15 protein-coding genes are annotated in these 21682 nt (G+C 68.0%); 10 read left to right on the top strand and 5 right to left on the bottom strand.

From position 1 onward, the window contains the following. Positions 1 to 3060 carry a TonB-dependent receptor gene (locus ABDW31_RS12175; protein WP_184718664.1) on the bottom strand — a complete coding sequence of 1020 codons (3060 nt, stop codon included), beginning with the start codon at positions 3058 to 3060 and terminating at the stop codon, positions 1 to 3. A gap of 501 nt (positions 3061 to 3561) precedes the next feature. Here ABDW31_RS12175 and ABDW31_RS12170 point away from each other — a divergent pair. From ABDW31_RS12170 to ABDW31_RS12135, 8 genes are all read left to right on the top strand, one after another. Then, positions 3562 to 4350, top strand: a complete 789-nt coding sequence (locus tag ABDW31_RS12170) for an IclR family transcriptional regulator (protein WP_184718662.1) — start codon at positions 3562 to 3564, stop codon at positions 4348 to 4350. A gap of 211 nt (positions 4351 to 4561) precedes the next feature. After that, positions 4562 to 5587 (top strand): helix-turn-helix domain-containing protein, encoded by a 1026-nt coding sequence (locus ABDW31_RS12165; RefSeq protein WP_184718660.1) that lies wholly within the window; start codon positions 4562 to 4564, stop codon positions 5585 to 5587. Between the two features lie 243 nt (positions 5588 to 5830). Continuing rightward, positions 5831 to 8668, top strand: a complete 2838-nt coding sequence (locus tag ABDW31_RS12160; protein ID WP_184718658.1) for a TonB-dependent receptor — start codon at positions 5831 to 5833, stop codon at positions 8666 to 8668. Continuing rightward, entirely contained in the window at positions 8656 to 9246 is a 591-nt protein-coding gene (locus ABDW31_RS12155; RefSeq protein ID WP_184718656.1) for a sigma-70 family RNA polymerase sigma factor, read from the top strand. Before ABDW31_RS12160 ends, ABDW31_RS12155 begins: the two co-directional genes overlap by 13 nt. Then, the gene (locus ABDW31_RS12150) at positions 9236 to 10222 is read left to right on the top strand and encodes a FecR domain-containing protein (protein ID WP_184718654.1); all 987 of its coding nucleotides are present in this window, start codon (positions 9236 to 9238) and stop codon (positions 10220 to 10222) included. The genes ABDW31_RS12155 and ABDW31_RS12150 overlap by 11 nt, the downstream gene beginning before the upstream one ends. Before the next feature lie 127 nt (positions 10223 to 10349). Next, on the top strand, positions 10350 to 12995 hold the full coding sequence (locus ABDW31_RS12145) for a TonB-dependent receptor (RefSeq protein ID WP_184718652.1): 2646 nt from the start codon (positions 10350 to 10352) through the stop codon (positions 12993 to 12995). Between the two features lie 93 nt (positions 12996 to 13088). Next, positions 13089 to 14117: a phosphatidylinositol-specific phospholipase C domain-containing protein gene (locus tag ABDW31_RS12140; RefSeq protein ID WP_184718650.1), complete on the top strand. Its 1029-nt coding sequence runs from the start codon at positions 13089 to 13091 to the stop codon at positions 14115 to 14117. A gap of 42 nt (positions 14118 to 14159) precedes the next feature. Then, positions 14160 to 14894 (top strand): Crp/Fnr family transcriptional regulator, encoded by a 735-nt coding sequence (locus tag ABDW31_RS12135; RefSeq protein WP_184718649.1) that lies wholly within the window; start codon positions 14160 to 14162, stop codon positions 14892 to 14894. Here the strand turns inward: ABDW31_RS12135 and ABDW31_RS12130 are convergent. The 3 genes from ABDW31_RS12130 to ABDW31_RS12120 all read right to left on the bottom strand — a co-directional run bounded on the left by ABDW31_RS12130 (position 14891) and on the right by ABDW31_RS12120 (position 16476). Next, positions 14891 to 15274, bottom strand: a complete 384-nt coding sequence (locus ABDW31_RS12130) for a hypothetical protein (RefSeq protein WP_184718647.1) — start codon at positions 15272 to 15274, stop codon at positions 14891 to 14893. The two genes, ABDW31_RS12135 and ABDW31_RS12130, sit on opposite strands and share 4 nt — an antisense overlap. 62 nt (positions 15275 to 15336) lie before the next feature. Continuing rightward, the gene (locus ABDW31_RS12125) at positions 15337 to 15708 is read right to left on the bottom strand and encodes a response regulator (protein ID WP_184718645.1); all 372 of its coding nucleotides are present in this window, start codon (positions 15706 to 15708) and stop codon (positions 15337 to 15339) included. 72 nt (positions 15709 to 15780) lie between these two features. Beyond that, positions 15781 to 16476 carry a Crp/Fnr family transcriptional regulator gene (locus ABDW31_RS12120; RefSeq protein ID WP_184718643.1) on the bottom strand — a complete coding sequence of 232 codons (696 nt, stop codon included), beginning with the start codon at positions 16474 to 16476 and terminating at the stop codon, positions 15781 to 15783. Between the two features lie 246 nt (positions 16477 to 16722). Between ABDW31_RS12120 and ABDW31_RS12115 the strand changes: the two genes are divergently transcribed. Next, positions 16723 to 17805: a PAS domain-containing sensor histidine kinase gene (locus ABDW31_RS12115; protein ID WP_184718641.1), complete on the top strand. Its 1083-nt coding sequence runs from the start codon at positions 16723 to 16725 to the stop codon at positions 17803 to 17805. 80 nt (positions 17806 to 17885) lie between these two features. Then, positions 17886 to 19268, top strand: a complete 1383-nt coding sequence (gene phoA, locus ABDW31_RS12110; protein ID WP_184718639.1) for an alkaline phosphatase — start codon at positions 17886 to 17888, stop codon at positions 19266 to 19268. A gap of 43 nt (positions 19269 to 19311) precedes the next feature. On the opposite strand, the gene ABDW31_RS12105 is transcribed toward phoA, so the two are convergent. Continuing rightward, positions 19312 to 21678, bottom strand: coding sequence for a glycoside hydrolase family 95 protein (locus tag ABDW31_RS12105; RefSeq protein WP_184718637.1), 2367 nt, complete (start codon positions 21676 to 21678; stop codon positions 19312 to 19314). Between the last annotated feature and the right edge of the window lie 4 nt (positions 21679 to 21682).

Genomic DNA, 21682 nt, shown 5'->3' with positions numbered 1-21682 from the left:
TTAGAAGGTCTTCCGGATGTTGAAGTACCAGTAACGGGCATAGGGGTTGTAGACCGAACCCGTGTAGCCGCCGGGCGTCAGCGGCGGATCCTTGTCGAACACGTTCCGGGCGCCGACCCGCAGGCGGGTGCCGGCCAGGCGGCCATCTTCGAAGGCGTAGTTGACCGCCACGTTGTGGAACGTGGTCGAGGGCACGTCATAGAACTCGCCGGTCGCCGCATAGGTCAGGCCGGTGTTGTAGAATGCGCCCACATAGCTGGCGAACCAGTCTGCGCTGAAGTTGCCCTTCTTCCAGGTCAGGGTACCCGACCAGCGCCACTCGGGCGTGCCGTTCTGGCCGACCAGGTCCGAGGCGCCGGTGATGACGGTGTTGGCGTTGATCTTGCCGGCCGCGCGCGCCGCCAGCAGTTCCTGGATCTGGGTGGTCGGCTGCTGGTACAGCTTGTCGATCCGGGCGGCGTCGACGCTGAGCGAGAAGTCGCCGAAGCGTTCGGTGTTCAGGCGATACTGGAACCCGATGTCGATGCCCTGGGCCACCTGCGGCAGCTGGTTGACGTACTGGTCGTCGACATAGAGCACTTCACCGACGGCGGTCAGGCCGGTGCCGGCGAAGGCGGCGATCTCTTCCGGCGTCGGGGCGGCGCGGTGAACCTTCGGGTTCGAGCTGCCCTGGGTGCGCAGGAAGTAGTCGAGGATCACACCGTTTCCTTCGCCGAAGACGCCGATGATGCCCTGCTGCTTGATCTTCCAGACGTCGACCGTGAGGGTCGCGCGGCCAAACTGCGACGGAATGAACTGCGGCTCGAACACGAAGCCGTAGGACAGGCTGGTCGAGGTTTCCGGCTTCAGGTCGGGGTTGCCGGCCCGCACGGCGCGGGTGGCCTTGCCACGGGCGCAGGCGTTGAAGCTGGTGATCCGGCCGGCGCGCAGGTCGGCTTCACAGAAGATGTAGTCGGTGCGGGTGTTGCTGCGGCTGACCTGGGTGACGTTGATCTGTTCCAGGTTCGGCGCGCGGAAGCCTTCAGAGTACGACCCCCGCAGGCGAATGCCGGGGATGATGTCCCAGGCGCCGGCGATCTTCGGCTTGGCGACGCTGCCGACGTCGTCATAGTCCTCGGCGCGACCCGCGAGCTGCAGTTCCAGCTTGTTGACCAGCGGGATGTTCATTTCCGGCGAGACCAGCGGAATGGCCAGTTCGGCGAAGGCCGACATGACCGTGCGCTTGCCGTAGACGTCCGGCGAGGTGCTGGTGCCGGGGATGTCCGACCCCGTCACCGTGCCGGTCACTGCGTCGGTGTAGACGATGGTGCCGTCGATACGGGAGTCGCGGTCATCGCGATAGGTTTCCTTGCGGACCTCGACGCCCAAGGCGATGCCGATGTCGTTGTCGGCCCACAGGTGCATCAGGTCCGGACGGTTCACCTTGAAGTCCCACAGGGCCATGGTGGTCTTGTTCTTCCGGAGGATCGGAACCGTCAGGCCGGCCAGGGTGGCGCTGTTCGAGGGCGTGCCGTCGCCATAGCTCAGGCTGCCCAGATTGCCGCCGTTGAAGGGGTTGTAGGCCTCAGGCGTGCTCAGCGACAGCGCCGCCTGCAGCTTGGTCGCGCTGACAGCCACCGACTCGTCCTTCACCTGGGCAGCGGAGTAGAGCGCGGCGCTCTCCCAGTTCCAGCCCCAGCGTTGGCCGCGCAGGCCGCCCAGGACGCGGTACTGGTCATTGGTCACGTCGACGGGCGTGGCCCCAACATCGACCAGGCCGTAGGTGTTGATCGTCACTGGCACGCCGGCGGCGGAGATGTTCAGGCCCGGCAGGCGGTTCGGATTGACTTGGCCGTTCGGCAGGACGGCGGCGCCGAACGGGTTGTAGTAGCCCGTCGTCGGGATCGTGATCGAGCCCGAGGTCGCGACCGCGCTCGGTCCTTGCAGGCCGTGGGTCTTGGCGCGGTAGTAGCCAAGTTCCGAGAAGAAGGTGACGTCGTCGGTCAGGTCGTAGTGGGCCGTGCCGAAGAAGTTGTAACGCTCGACTTCCGGCACCGTGTAGGTCTTCACCGCCGCGGACTCCTGACGGAGGTTACGGTCGGTGGTGGTGTTCAGCGCACCGCTGGTGATGCAGAGACCCGGGCTCAGCGTCAGGCCGCAGCCGTTGGCGGTCGGCACGATCTTGAAGATGCCGGTCGCGCCGGTGACGGCCACGCCGTTCGAGCGGATCGCCGTCGTCGTGTTGCGGGCGGTGAACTGGCCCCACGGCGACGAGGTGCTGCGGCCGTCCAGGCTGGTGGCGGTCTCGAACTCGGTGCCCGCGAACAGCGGACGCTTATCGGCGAAGGCGGTGTATTCCTGATCGGAATCCAGCAGCGCGGCGCGGCGCTCGGTCGAGGCGAAGATCGTGAAGTTGCCGCGGCCTTCCTTGAAGTCGCGACCATACAGGCCGGTCAGGCGGCCTTCCTTCATGCTGGTGCCTTCGGCGAAGCCGTACTGGGCTTCGATCTGGCCACCGTTGTAGTCCTCGCGCAGCACGGTGTTGATGACGCCGGCCACGGCGTCCGAACCGTAGATGGCGGCGGCGCCATCACGCAGCACTTCGACGCGCTGCAGGCCAGCCACCGGAATGGCGTTGGTGTTGTAGGTGAACACCGGCACCAGGGACTCGGCCTGGGTGGTGGGGTGGACGACCGTGCGGCGACCGTTCAGCAGCACCAGGGTGTTGCCGGTGCCAAGGTTGCGCAGGCTGATCGAGTTGACGTCGCCACGGGCGGAGTTGCTGGAGCCCGGCAGAAAGCTTGAATTGAACTGGACGTTGCCGGCCTGCGGAATGGTGCGGAACAGCTCATCGCCCGAACCGGCGGCGGCGGCGGCGATCTGCTCGGCGCCGACCAGCGTCACGGGCAAAGCGGCGGTGACCTTGGCGCCCTTGATCTGCGAACCGACGACGACGATTTCCTCGACCGAGGTCTCCGGCGAAGCGTCCTGGGCCTGCGCCATCGAGGCGAAACCGGCGACGGCGCAAAGCGCACTTGTCGCCAGCATGGCGGCGCGGCTGCGCGACCACGTGTTACTCATGTCTAATTCCCCTGCTCTACTTTACCCCTCCGGCGGATTGAGGTTCCGCCCGGCGTTTCTGAGTGTGGACAGGGAAACCGCTGCGCGTCCAACAACGGTTCGTGGACCTTTCAACAATGCAGGGTAATGGTCCGGAGCGGGCTGACCGTTTTCAGGCACACCACCGCTGAATACGAGCGCACAGGGCGCATCCATCAGGAAAGTTCACGCCGCCCGCAAATATTCTATTGCGAGTTGCGCGATATCCAAGCTTCAAGCGCTCCCCGCATCCAGCTAATCGACATGATCGACTTGTCGATATCACGAAGAGATTTCGTTTTTAGGCTGGCTCGGAGCAATGCTACGTCCGATATCGCCGGTCGCAGAAGCGCCCGTCTTCGTGACAGTTCCGCGTAAACCGCCGCATCCCTAGTGACTTTTACTTCCAGAATCGTCGCGTCAGCGGCGAGGCGGCCTGGAAACTTCCATACAACGCTCAAGCATCGGAACGTCGTTCGAGCCATGACTGCCAATGTTCCTTCGGCCGCGCGGGTGCTCGAACTGATCGAGCTGATCGCCGAGGCCGATCACGGGGTGCTGCTCCGCGAGGCGACGCTGCGCCTGAACGTCCCCAAAAGCAGTACATTGATGCTGCTCCGCACCCTGGTGAACCGGGGCTATGTCGAGCGCGACCCGGTCAGCGATCGCTATGCGCTGTCCGCCCAGTACCGGACCGGCGGCTTCGGATGGAAGATCGCGCCGCATGGCCGTCTGCTGGCCGCCGCCCGGCCGATCATGGAAGAGCTGATGCTAGCCCTGGGCGAGACCGTGATCCTGGGTGGGTTCGGCTCGCACGGCCACGCCCGGGCGCTGGCCCAGGTGGTGGCGGATCTGGAGGTCCGCTACGCCACCAATATCGAGCGGCCCATCCCCTTCTACTGCTCGGCGATCGGTCGCGTGCTGGTCTCGCGTCAGCCCGAGCGCGACTGGCCCCGGCTGCTGGGCGAGGAGCCGCTCGCCCCCCTGACGCGGCACACAGTGACCGACAAGGCCGAGCTTCTCAGGATCGTCGGCCAGGTCCGCGACCAGGGCTACTGCGTCGTCACCGAAGAGTTCGCCTTGGGCGGCACAGGCGTGGCCGCCCCCGTCCTCGACTCAGAAGACCGGGTGGTCGCCGCGCTGGACGTCGGCTGCGTGACGGGTCGGTTCGACGAAAAGCGAGAGCGCGTCATCAGGGCGGTCGTGAGCGCTGCAAACGCTCTTGGCCAGGCTCTCCGTTCGGAGCCCCCGTTCCTGGCCAAGAGCGCCTGAGTTCGCCGGACCGTCGAACCCGGCGGGGGCTCGACGGCCACTCATCGCACGCCCTGCAACCCCGAAGGGAAACCCCACCGGCGTGCGGGGCAAGCGTTCTTGTCGCGCCGCGCCGCGCGCCTGTCATTGACCGACGATCCACATTCTATTGCCCGCCGGTCCACAGCTGCTATCCACAGGGTTTGCGCCGCTCAGGAGTTGAAGCGTCCCCGTGTCGACTGAGCGACTTCGCAAGGATCTCTGGATTCTGGACGCCGCCGAGCAAGCCGATGCCGCCGAGCAGTATCGCCAGACCTGCGCGCACCTCTTCGAGATCACGCTGCTGTCGCCCGAAGACGCGTTCTACAACAGCCTGGAGGGCTACAATCTGGGCGGCGTCGTCTTCGCCCAGTGCAAGGGCGTGGCGCAGCGGTTCGAGCGCCGACTTCCGCAGATCGTCGGCGACGGCAGCGACACCATCATGCTGATCCTGGACCTGGACGGCAGCGAATGGCGTGGCGACTACGACGGCCGGGCGGCCAGCAGCGAACATGGCGCGATCCGCGTGGTCGACATGGCTCGGCCGTTCAGCCTGACCACGACGCCCTACCTCACCCTCTACATGATCCTGCCGCGCGCCCAGCTCGATCCTCAGGCCGCCGAGCTGGATTTTCATGGGCTGGTGGTCTCCGAGCGCGCCGGCAGCGGCCGCCTTCTGGCTACGCACCTGCGAACCCTGTGGGACACGATCGAGGACATGACCTCCGTCGACGCCGCCGTGGGCGCCAAGGCGGCGATCACCCTTCTGGGCGGCGCGATCCTCAGCGGCTGCGAATTCGCGCGCGACGACGCCCGCCCGGTTGAGAAGATGCTGCTCGCTACAGGCCGCCAGTATATCGAGCAGCGCCTCGCCGATCCGGACCTGGCGCCCGAAGCGGTGCGTGAGCATCTCGGGGTCTCGCGCAGCCTGGTCTACAAGGTCTTCGCGCCAGTGGGCGGGATCAGCGCCTTCATCCAGAGCCGGCGCCTGGACCAGGCGTTCGACGCCATCCTGCAGGATCGCGCCGAGCAGCAGACCCTGGGCGAGATCGCCTACCGCCACGGCTTCCGGTCCGACGCTCACTTCAGCCGCGCCTTCAGCGCCCGCTTCGGGGTGACGCCCGGCCGCCTGCGGCGAGTCGGCGAATCGGCTCGAAAAGAAGGCCTGTCGGCCCTGGAGCGGCTGGACGACGTCTGGGCCTGGGTTCGCAGCCTCTAAATTCACACCGGAAATCGATTTCGCCTCACTTAGGACGCGATCGGGATTGCACGGCATGGATGTCACACCGTAGGTTTCCGGCCTCTCGCCACCCCACCGGCGAGCAACTAGCCGGCGGCGTCCTCGGGGGGGCTGCCGGCACTCTCCCTTTTTGACGCGCGCGTCGGCGAACACTGTCGCCCAACTGTCATGAGCGGCCGCTAAGGGAACCGCCAGTTTCAGCCTCGGGCCCTCACGCCAGGCATGCCGTCCTGCTTCCACACCGGTGCGATCGGGGTCGCTCTCCTGGCTGTCGCGCCTGGAGCGTCCGCCTCGCCGCTCGCCAGCCTGGGCGATAGCCTGACGCGGCTGGCGGCGGCCCGGAACGTCCAGATCATCTATGCGCCGGACTTGGTCGCCGGAAGAACGGCCCGGCTGCCCGCGCCCGGCGTGTCGACCAGGGCCGCGATCGAATCGCTGCTGGCTGGAACCGATGCCACCGTGCGCGAGGTCCGCCAGGGCGTCTTCGTGCTGGAGCCGCGCAGAGCCGCGCCCTCCCCATCCGGCGCGCTGCCGATTCCAGACGCCGGCCCCGTGGAGATCGATGCGGTCACCATCACCAGCTACGCCGCCAGCCTGGACCGCTCGCTGACCGCCAAGCGCGCCGCGGCCTATTCGCTGGACGCCGTCAGCGCCGAGGACATCGCCCGCCTGCCAGTCGGCAACGCCGCCGAGGCGCTGCAACTGGCCCCCGGCGTCAGCCTGGAGCGCCATCGCGGTGTGGGCCTCTATGTCAGCGTCCGGGGCCTGGGACCGCAGTTTCAGAACGTGCTGCTGAACGGCCGGCCGGTGGCCCTGAACGACCTGATCGAGAACGGCGGCTTCCGGGGCCGCCAGTTCCGCTTCGAGGTTCTGCCCGCCGACGTCATCGACCAGATCGAGGTGATCAAGACCACCACCGCCGACATGGACGAAGGCGCCCTGGGCGGCGACATCGACGTGCGCACCTTCAAGCCCCTGGATCGCGGTCGGCGCTCGGTGCTGTCGGTGCGCGCCTCCAACGGTCGCATGGGCGGAACCGATCCGTCGGTGTCGGGCGTCTGGAGCTGGGTCGACGACAGCGGCCGCCTGGGCGTGCTGGCCGGCGGCGTAATTGACCAGCGACGGGTGCGCAACGACCGCCTCTACAACACCGGCTGGAACCTGGACCGCTTCACCGCGGTGCTGGGCCCGGGCCTCTACACCCCGACCCGCACGCGGCCGACCGTGGAGCTGGAAGACCGCCGCATGGCGTCCGGCGATTTCACGCTGCAGTGGCGGCCGACCTCGTCGCTGAGCCTGGACTTCGACCTGCTGGCCACCCGCCTGGACGCCCACTACGACGAGTACGGCCTCGACATCCATCCTGACGACCCGTCTGTCTCGATCTCGCGCTTCGTGCCCGGGACCCAGGTGGTCAAGGGCCAGACGGTCCAGGCCGGGACCATCGACAATGTCCGCTGGATGGCCTCGCACGAGATCAGCGTGAACCGCCACGACCTGGTCGCCCTGGGCTTCCACGGCCGCTGGACGACCGGGCCGTGGACGCTGGACGGCGACTACGGCTACTCGCGCGCCCGCAGCTATCATCCGGACGGCAAGGCCACGACCCGGGCCCGCGTCGCCTTCTTCGCCCCGCTGCAATACGACTTCAGCCACGGCCTGTCAGGCGGCCCGGACCTGCGCACCACCCTGAACTACGGCGACCCGGCCAACTTTGTGGGGCAGTCGTTCGACTACACCTCCAAGGACTCCCGCGACGTCGACGAGGTCGCCACGCTGGACCTGCGCCGCGCGGTCGGGGCGCTGGAGCTGCGCACGGGCGTCGGCAGCCACCGGCGCGGCCGCGACTATCGCCGCCGTGACTGGACACTGGAAACCCTGACCGGCCAGCCTCTGACCAGCCTGGGCTCATCCGCCTACGGCTCGACACCCTTCTCGGACTTCCTCACTGACGTCGGCTCCGACCTGCCCCGTGGCTGGGTCGCCCCCAACGCGCAGGCCTTTTACGCCCTGCTCTACACGCCCGAGGTCGCCGCGCGACCGCCCACCGCCGCCGACCTGCGCAACTCGTTCGTGGTCGAGGAGAAGATCCGCTCGGTCTATGTCCGGCTCGACTATCGGACCCAGGCCTTCGGCCGGCCGATCGACGGCAATCTGGGCCTGCGCTACGCGGCCACGCGCCAGGTCTCCAGCGGCGTGATGTCCAGCGGCTCGGAGCCCTTGCCCGCCGAATGGCGCAACGCCTATGGCGACTGGCTGCCCAGCGCCAACCTGAAGATCGCCCTGGCCGACAACCTGCACCTGCGCCTGGGCGCCTCGCGGGTGATCAGCCGGCCCAATGTCGTCGACAGCGCCCCGCGCATCTCGATCGCCCGCGACACCCCCACCGGCAACGGCGGCAATCCCGAGCTGCGGCCCTTCCTAGCCACCCAGCTGGACGTCTCGGCCGAGTGGTACTTCTCCACCGGCGGGGCCCTGACCCTGGCCGTCTTCGACCGGCGGCTGGACGACTACATCACCGCCCAGAACACCTTCATCGACGTGCCCGGCCGCGGCCAGATCCTGCTGTCGACCAACGTCAACGGCGGCGAGGCGCGGCTGCAGGGCGTGGAGCTGACCTTCGGTCGGGTGTTCAGCGACCTGCCCGCGCCATTCAACGGCTTCGGCGTCCAGGGCGCGGCGACCCTGGTGCGCAGCCAGGCCAACTACTTCGCCGGCGACCGGGTGATCCGCAACGCGCTGATGGGCCTATCGAAATCGACCTACAGCGCGCTGGTGTTCTACGAGAAAGGCCGCGGCTCGATCCGGCTGGGCTACAACTGGCGGGGCCCGTGCCTGACCTCGATCGGCAATTCGGTGACCGCGCCGACGACGGCCACGGCGTTCGGCTCGCTGGACGGGGCGGTCTCCTGGCGGCTAGACCGCCGCTCGACCCTTTCGCTGGAGGGCGTCAACCTGACCGACGCCCGCCGCTACAGCTTCGGCGAAAGCCGTGACCAGCCGATGGAAATCCACAGCTGGGGCCGTTACCTGTCCGCGAGGATGAGATGGGCGTTCTGACCTTCCTGGGCGCGGGCACACGCGTCGATCCGCCGGACGGGCCCAGCGATCCCGTCGAGGCCAATCCGCCACTGGACGCGCCGCGCTTCGAGGCGCTGGTGTCGCGCTATCGTCGCCCTTTGCTGCGCTTCTTCCAGCGCCGGTCGGTCGGTGTGGAAGACGCCGAGGACCTGACGCAGGAGGTCTTCATGCGACTGTCGCAGCGGTTCTCGCGCCTGCACTGGGGCAACCCGGATGGGCTGGTCTTCACGGTCGCCTCCAACGCCCTGGTCGATCACGAACGCCACCAGCGGGCCCGCAAGCGCGAGCGCCACGTCGAGGTCGACCCCGCCCTGCCCGCCGACGAGCCGACCGCCGAGGCCGCCCTGGCTGGCCGTGAGCGGCTGCAGAAGCTGATCGCCGCTCTCGACGACCTGCATCCGAACGCGCGCGCGGTCTTCGTGCTGTGCCGCTTCGAAAACCTGACCCAGGCCGAGGCCGCCACCCGCCTGAATCTGTCGGTCAGCGCCGTCGAGAAACACATGATGAACGCCCTGGCGCGCCTGCGCGACGCCATCGAGACCCCGCATGACGCCTAGCCTAGACGATACCGCTCCCGATCCCCGCCGCCTGCTGAGCGCCAGCCTGACCCGCGACCTGACCCCGGCCGAGCAGGCCGAACTCGACGCCTGGGAAGCCGCCTCCCCCGAGGCCCGCGAAGAGGTCGCCCGCACCCGCGAGGTCTGGTTGGCCATGGGCCTGGCCGCAGAGGACCCAACCGTGCGCGCACTACGCAAGAGTGTGCGCCGCGAAGCTCGCCTGGATCCCCCGGCCGCCCGCGCACCGGGTCGCCGTTCGCTTGTCATTAGTCTTGCTGCAGCAGCGGCCGTGGTCGCCGTCGGCGTGACACTGACGACCTTGCCCCAGGTGGAGACCTACGCGGCCACGGCCCACGCCCCCGCCCGCCTGACCCTGGCCGACGGGAGCCAGGTGGTGCTGAGCCCCGGCGGCCGGTTGACGACCCGCTTCACCCGCGGCGCACGCGACGTGACGCTTGAGGCCGGCGACGGCTTCTTCGACGTCGCCCATGACGCCAGCCGGCCGTTCGAGGTCGCCGCCTCGGGTCGAACCCTGACTGTTCTGGGCACCCGCTTCAACGTCGCCGGCGGCGGTCGCCTGACCGTCTCGCTGGTCCAAGGCTCGCTGCGCGTCAGCCAGCCCGGCGCGGCCAACGTGCTGCTCAAGCCCGGCCAGCGCTATGTCGGCGCGGCGGGCGTGGGCGGCGCGGCCGAGACCGCCGATGTCGGCAACGACGGGGCCTGGACCGACGGCCGCGTGGTGCTGGCCGACACCAGCCTGGCCGAGGCCGCCGAGCGCCTGTCGCGGGCGGCCGGTCGGCGCGTCGATCTCACCGATCCCAGCCTGGCCGACCTGCGCCTTTCCGGCTCTCTGAGCGTCGCGCGGATGAGCGATGTCGGCGCGGCCCTGGAGGCCCTGCTGCCCGTCCGCGCCTGGGTTTCGTCGACCGGCGACCTGGTCGTCTCGCCGCGAGAGAGATCTTCCCGACACGGATAAAATCTAGATTTTTCAACAGGATCGTCGCAAATATTTCACCGACGCCGGACTGAGGACGCGCCTGCGCGCTCCCGTTCTTCTGCCCTGACCCGCGCCTCCCTGCGGGCAAACAGAGATCGGGGGATAGATGTCCAGCTCGAAATTACCGTCCGCGCGCTGCGCGGGCGCCGTCGCCGTCCTCGCCTTCGCCGCCCTCGGCGCGGGCCAGGCTCAAGCCGCTGAAACCGCCGCCGCGCCGCCGGCCGCCGAACCCGCCGACTCCGTCGAAGCGGTCGTCATCACCTCGTATGGCAAGAGCCTGCAGGCCGCCGCCCAGCTGAAGCGCTCGGCGGACTACGGCCTGGACGCCGTCAATGCCGAGGACATCGGCAAATTCCCGACCCGCAACGCCGCAGAGGCGCTGCAACTGGTCACAGGCGTCACCATCGACCGCCAGCGCGGCCAGGGCCTGTATGTCAGCGTCCGCGGCCTGGGCCCGCAGTTCCAGTACACCGAGTTGAACGGCCGCTCGATCGCGGTCAACGAGCTGATCGAGAACGGCGGCGCCCGGGGCCGTCAGTTCCGCTTCGAGGTTCTGCCCGCCGAGCTGATCTCGCAGATCGAGGTCGTGAAGAGCCCGACGGCCGACATGGATGAAGGCGCCCTGGGCGGCAACATCAACATCAAAACCTTCAAGCCGCTGGACCTGGGCAACAAGGCCGCCTTCTCGGTGCGCGAGACCTACAACGACGTGCGCAAGAAGGCCGACCCGTCGGCCTCGGGCCTGTTCAGCTGGAAGAGCGCCGACAGCACCCTGGGCCTGCTGGCCTCGGGCCTGTACGACGAGCGCCGAATCCGGAACGACCGCCTCTATCAGACCGGCTGGAACCTCAACAAGTTCACCTCGGTGCTGGGCGCGGGCCTCTACACCCCCACCCGCACGCGTCCGACCATCGAGACCGAGCAGCGCAAGCTCTATTCGGGCGCGATCTCGGGCCAGTGGAAGCCGAACAGCGACTTCCAGACCGACGTCGACGTGCTGGTGACCCGCTTGGACGTCGACTACGACGAGTTCGGCCTGGACATCTATCCGGACGACACCACCTTCGCCGTCCCCAGCTTCGTGGCCGGCAGCCAGAAGGTCGTCGGCGACACGGTCGTGGCCGGCACCATCAACAACGTGCGCTGGATGGGCTCGCGCGAGACCAGCCTGAACCGCCACGACTTGGCGATCTTCGGCATCAAGCAGGCCTGGACCCCCGGCGCCTGGGCGTTCAATCTGGAATACGGCTTCTCGCGCGCCCGCAGCTATCACCCCGACGGCAAGGCCACGACCCGCAACCGGATCGCCTTCTTCGCGCCGCTGACCTACGACTTCTCGCGCGGTTTCAACAAGATCCCGCAGCTGACCACGCCGGTCGACTACACCAACCCGGCCAACTATGTCGGCCAAGCCTTCGACTACACGTGGAAGGACTCGCGCGACACCGACGAGACCTTCCGCCTGGACGGCTCGCGCGTGTTCGACAGCCCGCTGACCAAGATCGCGTTCGGCGTCGAGCAGCACAACATGAACCGCAACTACCTGCGTCGCGACTGGGTGCTGAACGACATCCTGAACGTGCCGCTGACGACCCTGGGCGTCAGCTTCTACGAGCCCATGCCCTACGCCAACTTCCTGAAGGGCTTCGACGGCAACACGCCGCGCACCTGGGTCACCCCGACCCGCGACGCCTACTACAACCGCCTCTACACGCCGGCGGTGGCGGCCCAGCCCTGGTCGACGGCCGACCTGCGCAACTCGTTCATCGTCGATCAGAAGATCCACAGCGCCTATGTGCGCGGCGACTTCAAGTTCGACCTGGGCGCGCTGCCGGTCAGCGGCAATCTGGGCGTCCGCTACTCGGAGACCAAGCAACTGGCCAGCGGCACGCTGACCAGCGGCTCGACCCCGGTGCCGGTCGGCTATCTGAAGGAATACAAGAACTGGCTGCCCAGCCTGAACGTGAAGGTCGACCTGCGTGACGACCTAGTCGCCCGCTTCGCCGCCTCGCGCGTCGTCAACCGTCCGAACGTCACCGACAGCGCCCCGCGGATCAGCGTCAGCCGCGACTCGCCGACGGCCTCGGGCGGTAATCCGGACCTGGACCCGTTCCTGGCCGATCAGTTCGACGCCTCGCTGGAATGGTACCCGGCCCCGACCACGGCCGTGACTGGCGCCGTCTTCGTCAAGAAGATGGACGACTACATCACCGCCCAGAACGTCACCATCCAGGTGCCAGGCCGCGGCGATGTGCTGCTGTCGTCCAACGTCAACGGCGGCGACGCCGAGGTGCGCGGCTTCGAGGCGGCCTACAACCAGTCGCTCTCGTTCCTGCCCGGCCTGCTGGACGGTCTGGGCGTACAGGCGTCGGTCACTCTGGTGGACAGCAAGGCGAACTATTTCGCCGGCAACCGCCAGATCAAGGACGACCTCGTGGGCCTGTCCAAGAAGAGCTACAACCTCGTTGGCTACTACGAGAAGGGCCCGATCAGCGCCCGCCTCGGCTGGTTCTGGCGCTCGCGCTACCTGACCTCGATCGGCAGCACCACCACCGCCCAGTCCTATGTCGACGCCTATGGCTCGATGGACGGTTCGCTCTCCTACCAGATCACGCCGCAATACGCCGTGACGCTGGAAGGTTCGAACCTGACCAACGAGATCCGTCGCCACTACGGCAAGACCAAGGACCAGCCGATGGAGACCTATCACTGGGGCCGCACGGTCTCGCTGACGCTCCGCGGCAAGTTCTAACCCTATCCCCGAACGCCCTCTCCTCGGATGAGGACGTCGCCTTGCGCGGACCGGTCACCCGGTCCGCGCCTTTTCCTTCTCACGAGGTCGCCCATGCGCAAGTTGATGCTCGCCACCGCGCTTTCGACGCTAGCCTTCGCGGCTCATGCCGCCGACGCGCCGAAGATCAACGCCCTGCGCTGGCTGGGCTCGCACAACAGCTACCGCCCCGACCTGGACCCGGCCGCCCTGGCCCACCAGCGCCAGGTTATGGGTGCGGACCATTCGCGCGGCGTCGAGTACGGCCATCCGTCGATCACCGCCCAGCTGGACCTCGGCGTCCGTCAGCTGGAGTTCGATCCCTATGCCGACACCAAGGGCGGCCTCTATGCCGCGCCCTATGCCGGCGACGCGGCCAAGACGGCGATCATGCGCCAGCCCGGCGCCAAGGTGCTGCACGCCCCGGTCGTCGACGCCCGCACCCTGTGCCTGCGCCTCTCTGACTGCTTTGCCGAGGTCGCCGCCTGGTCCAAGGCCCATCCCAGCCACCGGCCGCTGGTGATCTTCGTCAACACAAAGGAAGAGCCGTTCAACAACCCGGCCATTCCCGATCCGCCGTTCTATTCGGAAGCCGACCTGGCCGGCGTCGACGCCGACGCGCTGCAGGCCTTCGGCCGCGACCATCTCATCATGCCCGACGACGTCCGGGGCGACCGCCCTACCCTGCGCGACGGCGTGCTGGCCGACGGCTGGCCCTCGCAGGACAGCGCCCGCGGCAAGGTGCTGCTGGTGCTGGACTCCAATCCCCGCATCGCTGAGGCCTACCGCGCTGGGCATCCTTCGCTGAAGGGCCGGGTCATGTTCGGCCTCTATGCCGAAACCGAGGCTGAAGCGGCGGTCTTCAACATCCAGGATCCTCGCCCGGAAGAGGCCCGGATCAAGGCGCTGGTCGCCCAGGGCTTCCTGGTCCGCACCCGCAGCGACGCCAACACCACCGAGGCCCGCGAGCACGACCTGAACCGCCTGGACGTCGCCGTCCGCTCCGGCGCCCAAGTGATCAGCACCGACTACTATCCTGGCGCGCCCGACCCGCTGGGCCTGGAGTTCGTGGTCCGTCCGCCCTGGTTCACGCCCAAGCCCTGACGAAAGTCGGGAACCTAAGCCGCGCCCCGGCGTCGTTTGCGCATGAGCGCCGACAGCCTGATGGAACCCTTCATTCGCAAGCTGGAGCGACGCGACGACCTGTCGGCGGACGAGCGCCAGGCGCTGCGGGAGCTGACAGGCCGCCTGCGCGACGTGCCGGCCGGCGGCGACGTCATCGGCCTGGCCGCCAAGGTCGAGTTCAGCGCCGTGCTGATCACCGGCCTCTGCGGCCGCTACTCGGCCCTGGCCAGCGGCGCGCGGCAGTTCACCGAGATCAGCGTGCCCGGCGACTTCGTCGACCTGCATGGCTTCGTCATGAAGCGGCTGGATCACGGGGTGCACGCCTTCTCCGACTGCCGGGTCTTGGAAGTGCCGCACGAGCAGCTGAAGACCGTCACCGAACGCTATCCGCACCTGACCCGGATGCTGTGGCTGGAGACCGTGGTCGACGCGGCCATCCACCGCCAATGGCTGCTGGCCCTGGGTCGCCAAGACGCTCCGGCGCGCTTGGCGCGACTGATCTGCGAGCTCTATCTGCGGCTCGAGGCCGTCGACATGGCCAAGGGCCTGTCCATGGACCTGCCGCTGACCCAACAGGAGCTAGGCGAAGCGCTGGGCTTTTCGGTCGTGCACGCCAACCGCACGGTCCAGGCGCTGCGTCGGCGCGGTTTGATCGCCTGGCGGGACCGGCGTGTGGAGATTCTCGACTGGCCGCGGCTGGTCCAGCTGGCCGAGTTCGACCCGGCCTATTTGCGCCTGCAGAAGGCGCCGGTCTAGCGAGCCAGCAGCCGGGTTACCGCCTGCACCACCGCCTTCATGTCCGCCGGCTTCTGCACGGTGAAGATATCGGACAGCCGTTCGGGGATCACGATCTGGTCGTAGCCGGTGACGAACACGAACGGCACGCCGTGGTGCTTCAGGGCGTCGGCCAGTTCGAACGAGGGCCCGTCGCCCAGATTGATGTCGACCACGGCCGCTTGGATGCCATCGCGGGCCAGGACGTCCAGGGCCATGCCGGACCGAGGGATCGGCCCGACGATCTCGGCCCCGGCCTCACGCAAGGCGCGGGCGGCGTCGCTGGCGAGATAGAAATTGTCCTCGACGATGAGGATCCGTCGTCCGGCCAGGGGCGCGTCGAGGGGCGTCGCTTCGGGCATGGTTCCGCCCTCCTTGACGGTGACAGTCCAGAGCAAACGCGTCGGCGCGGTCTGCGTATCCCTCATCGCGCCTGCTGGATGGCTTCCAGGAGATGGATCAACGTCGCGGCGGTCATCGGCTTTTCCAGGCGCGGCACCCCGACGAAGCGCTCTGGGATGATCTCGGGATCATAGCCGGTGGCGAACACGAACGGCGCGCCGCGTTCGCGCAGAAGGTCGGCCACGGGAAAAACCCGGTCGCCGAACAGATCGATGTCCAGGATGGCCAGGTCGACCGCCTCTCCACTCTCGATCAGGCGGCTGGCGTCCTCGACCCGGCCGAACGGCCCCAGCACCTTTGCGCCGACTCCGAGCAGGGCCGCCGCCAAATCGTCGGCGAGATAGAACTCGTCCTCGACGATCAGCACCGCCAGCCCCCGCAGCAAGTCCGCCATGCAACGCCCCTCAAGATACAGAGGCCAGGCATAGGAGAGCCGCAGAAAGCGCCAAATAACCTATGTTATTTCTTACGAACTCTGGTCCGACGCGGCTTCCAGCGCCGCGCGATCCAGCAGCGTCATTTGCGCGCCGCGCATGTCGATCAACTGATCACGCCGCATCTGCTGCAGGGTTCGATTGACGTGCACCAAGCTCAGACCCAGGGCGTCGGCCAGAATCTCCTGCTTGATCGGCAGGTGGAAGCTGTCGCCGCGCGTTTCGCCGATCTCAGCCAATCGGCCGTGCAGCTCCAGCAGCAGGTGAGCCATCCGCTCGTAGGCGGTCTGCCGGCCCAGACGCACCATCTGGTCGATCATCCGGCCCTGTTGGGCCGCCGCCGCGCCGGCGAAGACCCGGCCCAGGCGCTCGGTGCCAACGGAAAAGCCGGGCTGGGCGTACCGCACCTTCAGCGGGGTCAGGGCCAGGGCCTCGACCGACCGCTGCGAGCGGGTCAGCAGGTCGAAGCCGACGCCGTCGCCGGGGAGAAGGAAAGCCAGGATCTGCCGGCGACCGTCGCGCAGCGAATGCGCCAGGCAGGCCCAACCCGAGAGAAGGAACATCGGCGGCGAGCCGGTCAGATCCAGGTCCTTGCCGGCCGGATAGCCCTCGATCCGGCCCAGTCGACCTTCGAGCGCCGTCAGGTCCTCTTCCTGCAGCGGACCGAAACGCTTCAGCCTACGGACATAGGCCTTGTCGATCGCCCGCTGTGCGGAGGCGCCTAACATGAGGCGTCCGCCTCGTTCGAATCTGGACGTGCGGTGAATTTCGTCATTGCTCGCTCCGTCCCTAGCAGCGAGCCCCGGCCCGGTCTTTATCATCTGATAGGCTCGTGACTTCGTCGAGTTGAAACGCACGTTCTTCCTCAAACGTTCGCTCCAACATGGCGATTTCCGAAGCGACGCGTTATCGCCTAAGGACGTCGGACACTCGCTACGTCGGGCTGCCGACACTGTGGCGTTGGAAAGGAAGCGATGCGCAACGCGAGCGACGATCCGGGCATGGCGCAACGTATTCAGTCATTTGACTGGCGCGCGACGGCCCTGGGAAGCGCGGACGTCTGGCCGCAGAGCTTGAAGACCGCCGTCGACGTGATGCTGAGCTGCGGCTTTCCCGCGATCCTGTGGGCCGGTGCTGAAACGACCACGCTCTACAACGACGCCTATGCCGCGCTCCTGATAGAGCGTGACGACCTGGGCCATGCGGGCCTGGGCGCCCTGGAGCCCGCGCGGAGCGATCTGGCTCCGGCATTGGAGGCGGTCCAGCGCGGCGAGACCGTCACGTTCGAGGACCACCCCCTGCCCTTCCGCCGCGACGGCGCAGTGGAGGACGGCTGCTTCACCCTCTCTTGCTCGCCAGTGCGCGACGAGGCCGGCAATGTCTTTGCGGTCTTCCTGATCCTGATCGAGACGACCGAAAGGGTCCGCGCCGGTCAGGCGCGCAACCTGATGGTCGCCGAGCTGCAGCACCGCGTCCGCAACATCCTGGCCGTGATCCGCTCGATCGTCAGCCGCACGGCCGAGACCAGCGAAACGGTCGAGGATCTCTCGGCCCACCTGGACGGACGTTTGGCCGCCCTGGCTCGCACCCAGGTGCTGCTGACCCGTAGTCCTGGCGCCGGCGTTGACCTGGAGGGCCTCGTGCGTGACGAGCTGCTGGCCCAGGTCGCCGACGATGGCCGCATCGTGGTCGAGGGACCGGAGATCCTGCTGCCGCCCAAGGCCGCGGAGGTGATGACCCTGGCCGTGCACGAACTGGCCACCAACGCCACCAAGTATGGGGCCCTGGCCGACGGCCGGGGTCGCATCAACATTCGCTGGAGCGTGGAACCGCGCGACGGAACCGACTGGCTGCGGCTGAACTGGCGCGAAAGCGGGGTGCAGATCGCCGCCGCCGCGCCCCGACGTTCCGGCTTCGGCGTCGTGTTAATCGAGCAGCGCGTCCCCTACGAGTTGATGGGCGCCGGGACCCTGACCTTCGCGCCCGGCGGCGTGCAGTGCGAGATCGCCTTCCCGCTGATCCCGATGCGCAGCGTGCTGCAGACCGACGCCGGTTAAAGCGTCCTGACACGTCACCGATCTGTCGCACGAGGCCACTAGAGCGTCGGCATCCCCTTGATGCTGTAACGGATCCCTTCATGCTCGGCCTGTCGCTCGTCGTCCTCGCTGCTGGCCTCGCCGCCGCGCCGCAGTCCCAGATCGCCCCCACCGTGGTCCGCGAGGCCAAAGGCGATCTGAGCCAGCCCGGCGGCGCCCGTCGCCTGCCCGACGCACCGCCCGCCTCGGCCAAGCACGCCCGCAACGTCATCCTGCTGATCGGCGACGGCATGGGCGATTCCGAGATCACCCTGGCCCGCAACTACGCCCGCGGGGCCGCCGGCTATTTCGAGGGCATCGACGCCCTACCGATGACCGGTCAGTACACGCACTATTCGCTCGACGCCAAGACCGGCAAGCCCAACTACGTCACCGACTCGGCGGCCTCGGCCACGGCCTGGTCATCGGGCGTGAAGAGCTATAACGGTGCGATCGGCGTGGACGTCCGCCGCAAGGCCCAGCCCACCTTGCTGGAACTGTCGAAGAAGAAGGGCCTGGCAACGGGCGTCGTCTCGACTGCCACGATCCAGGACGCCACGCCGGGCGCTCAGATCGCCCACGTCGTCAATCGCGGCTGCTGGGGCCCCATCGACACCAGCAAGCTGTGCCCCGAGAACGCCCTGGAAAACGGCGGCGCCGGCTCGATCTCCGAACAGCTGCTGAACCTGCGCCCCGACGTGGCGCTGGGCGGCGGCGCAGGGGCCTTCGCCGATCCCGCCGCGGCCGGCGACTGGAAGGGCAAGAGCCTGATCGATCAGGCCAAGACGCGCGGCTTCCGCCTGGTGGCCAATGCCAGCGAACTGGCCGCCGTCACCGCCGCCGACCAGAAGACGCCGCTGCTGGGCCTGTTCTCCGACAGCCACATGCCGGTGCGCTGGCAGGGCCCCAAGGCCGTGCGTCGCGGCAATCTCGACATCGCCCCGGTGACTTGCGCGGTCAATGCCCAGCGCGGTCCGGAAACCCCGACGCTGGCGGCCATGACCCAGAAGGCGATCGATCTGCTGCAGCCCGGCCAGAAGGGCTTCTTCCTGCAAGTCGAAGGCGCCTCGATCGACAAGGAAGACCACGCCGCCAACCCCTGCGGCCAGATCGGCGAGACGGTCGACCTGGACGAGGCCGTGCAGGTGGCCCTGGCCTTCGCCCGCAAGCACGGCGACACGCTGGTCATCGTCACCGCTGACCACGCCCACACAAGCCAGATCATCGGCGCGGGCTCGAACTCGCCCGGCCTGACCCTGGCCCTGAACACCAAGGACGGCGCGGTCATGGGCGTGAACTACGCCACGGCCGAGACCGGCTCGCAGGGCCACACCGGCACGCAACTGCGCATCGCCGCCTACGGCCCCAGCGCCGAGCGCGTGCAAGGCCTGATCGACCAGACCGACCTGTTCTACATCATCCGCGACGCCCTCAGCCTGCGCTGAGGATGACGGTGACGCGGCGGCTTGGCCGCCGCGTCACACGTTTCTAGGCCCGCGCCAGGACGCCGTTGCGCGCCACCAGGCGGACACGCTGGCCCGCTTTCAGATCCAGATCCAGCGTCGAGCCGGCCAGCACCACGGTATGGCGGCCGTCCGCCTTCGCCGTCAGCACCGCCTCGACCAGCTTGCCGCCCGTCCAGCGCACGTCGACGCCGATGGCGCCGCGCGCCCGCAGGCCGGTGATGTGACCGGTCGGCCAGACCGACGGCAGGGCCGGCAGCAGATAGATGCGATCGTTGCGGCTCTGCATGACCATCTCGGTCATGCCCGACGCGCCCCCGAAATTGCCGTCGATCTGGAAAGGCGGGTGGGCGTCGAACATGTTCGGATAGGTGCGCTCGGGCCCCAGCAGCAGCTTCAGGATGCCGTGGGCGTGGTCACCCTCGCCCAGCCGCGACCACAGGTTCAGGCGCCAGGCGATGGCCCAGCCGGTCGAGAGATCGCCACGCGTGACCAGGGTCTGCTTGGCGGCCGCGGCCAGCTTCGGCGTCGTGTCGATCGACACCTGGTCCGACGGGAACAAGCCGTACAGGTGCGAGACGTGACGGTGGTGGATGTCCTTGGCGTCGGCGTCCCAGTCCTCTTGCCACTCCTGCAGCTGGCCGTCCTTGCCGATCTTGTACGGGGCCAGCTTGTCGCGCGCAGCCTTGACCTCGGCGACGAAGGCTTCGTCGGCGCCCAGCACGGCTTCAGCCTTCAGGCAGTTGTCGAACAGGTCGCGGATGATCGCCTGGTCCATGGTCGGGCCGGCCACCAGCGACGAGCCGTGGCCGTGGTCGTTCTCGGGCGAGATCGACGGGCTGGTGACCAGCACGCCGAACTTCGGATCGACCACCAGGGTGTCGAGGAAGAACCGCGCCGAGCCCTTCATCAGCGGATAGACGCGGGCCAGATAGGCCTTGTCGCGGTTGTAGTCGTAGTGGTCCCAGACGTGCTTGCACAGCCACGCGCCGCCGGTCGGCCAGACGCCGAACTTGGCGCCGTCGATCGGCCCCGTGGCGCGCCACAGGTCGGTGTTGTGGTGGGTAACCCAGCCGCGCGCGCCATACATCGCCTTGGCCATGCGGGCGCCGGTCTCGGCGATGTCCTGCACCAGCGCGATCAGCGGCTCGACCAGTTCGGGCAGGCTGGTCGGCTCGGCCGGCCAGTAGTTCATCTCGGTGTTGATGTTGATCGTGTACTTGCCGCCCCACGGGGCGAAGGTCTTCTCGTTCCAGATGCCCTGCAGGTTGGCCGGCTGGCTGCCCGGACGCGAGCAGGCGATCAGCAGGTAGCGGCCGAACTGGAAGTACAGCGAGGCCAGCGACGGATCGTCGGTGGTCGGCGACTGCTTGATGCGCTCGTCGGTCGGCAAGAGATCGGCGCGGGTGCGGCCGAAGTCGACCGTGACCCGGCGGTACAGTGCGCGGTGATCGGCCTGGTGGTCGGCCAGGATCTTCGCCCACGCCTTGCCCGACAGCTTGCCCAGGGTCGCCTTGTTCAGCGCCACGGGATCGCCGGAGACGTCGTTGTACTTGCGATAGCTGGTGGCGGCGGCGATCAGCAGCACCACCTCGTCGGCGCCTTTCACCGACAGCACCCCGCCCTTATCGCCCCCTTGGCCGCTCACCGTGCCGCCCTTGACGCGGACGTCGACGCGGGTCTCGAACTTCAGCGCCGCTGCGATGCCTTGCGAGGCCTCGTTGACGCCGGTGAACACCAGCTGCGTCCCCTCGATGGAAGCGACCGGCTTGGACTTCAGCGGGCTGGCGAAGGACAGGTCGACCGTGATCGCGCCCTTGCGGCTGGCGGTCAGGCGTACGGCGATGACGCCGTCGGGCGCGCTGGCGATCACCTCGCGGCGATAGCGCACGCCGCCGGCCGTGAAGACCGTCGTGGCGATGGCGCCATCCAGATCCAGGTCACGCACATAGTCGGCGCCGGCCTCGCCCAGACCCGGGAAGTCCAGCTTCAGCGAGCCGATCGTCTGGTAGGACTGCTGGCGTACCGGCACCGCCATGAACTTGGCGTTGGCCAGTTCGGTGGCCTTCTCATACTGGCCGTCATTGATCAGCTTGCGGATCTCCGGCAGCGCGCCGAAGGCCTGCGGGTTGATCGGCTCGTACGGACCACCGGCCCACAGGGTGTCCTCGTTCAGCTGCAGCTGTTCGGCCGCGACGCCGCCGAACACCATGGCCCCCAGCTTGCCCGAGCCAACCGGCAGGGCCTCGACCCATTCCTTCGCCGGCTGGCGGTACCAGAGACGCTGCGGCGAGGTCTTGGCCGTCGCCGCCATCGCGCCGCGTGCGCCAAAGGTCGCGCCCGCGCCCGTCATGCCCGCGATCGCGAGCAGGCTTCTACGTGTCGCCTTCATCGGT

It is taken from the genome of Caulobacter sp., assembly GCF_039596335.1.
Lineage (GTDB): Bacteria > Pseudomonadota > Alphaproteobacteria > Caulobacterales > Caulobacteraceae > Caulobacter.
Note: the sequence above shows the minus strand (reverse complement) of the source record. Positions and strands in the feature narration are given on the sequence as shown.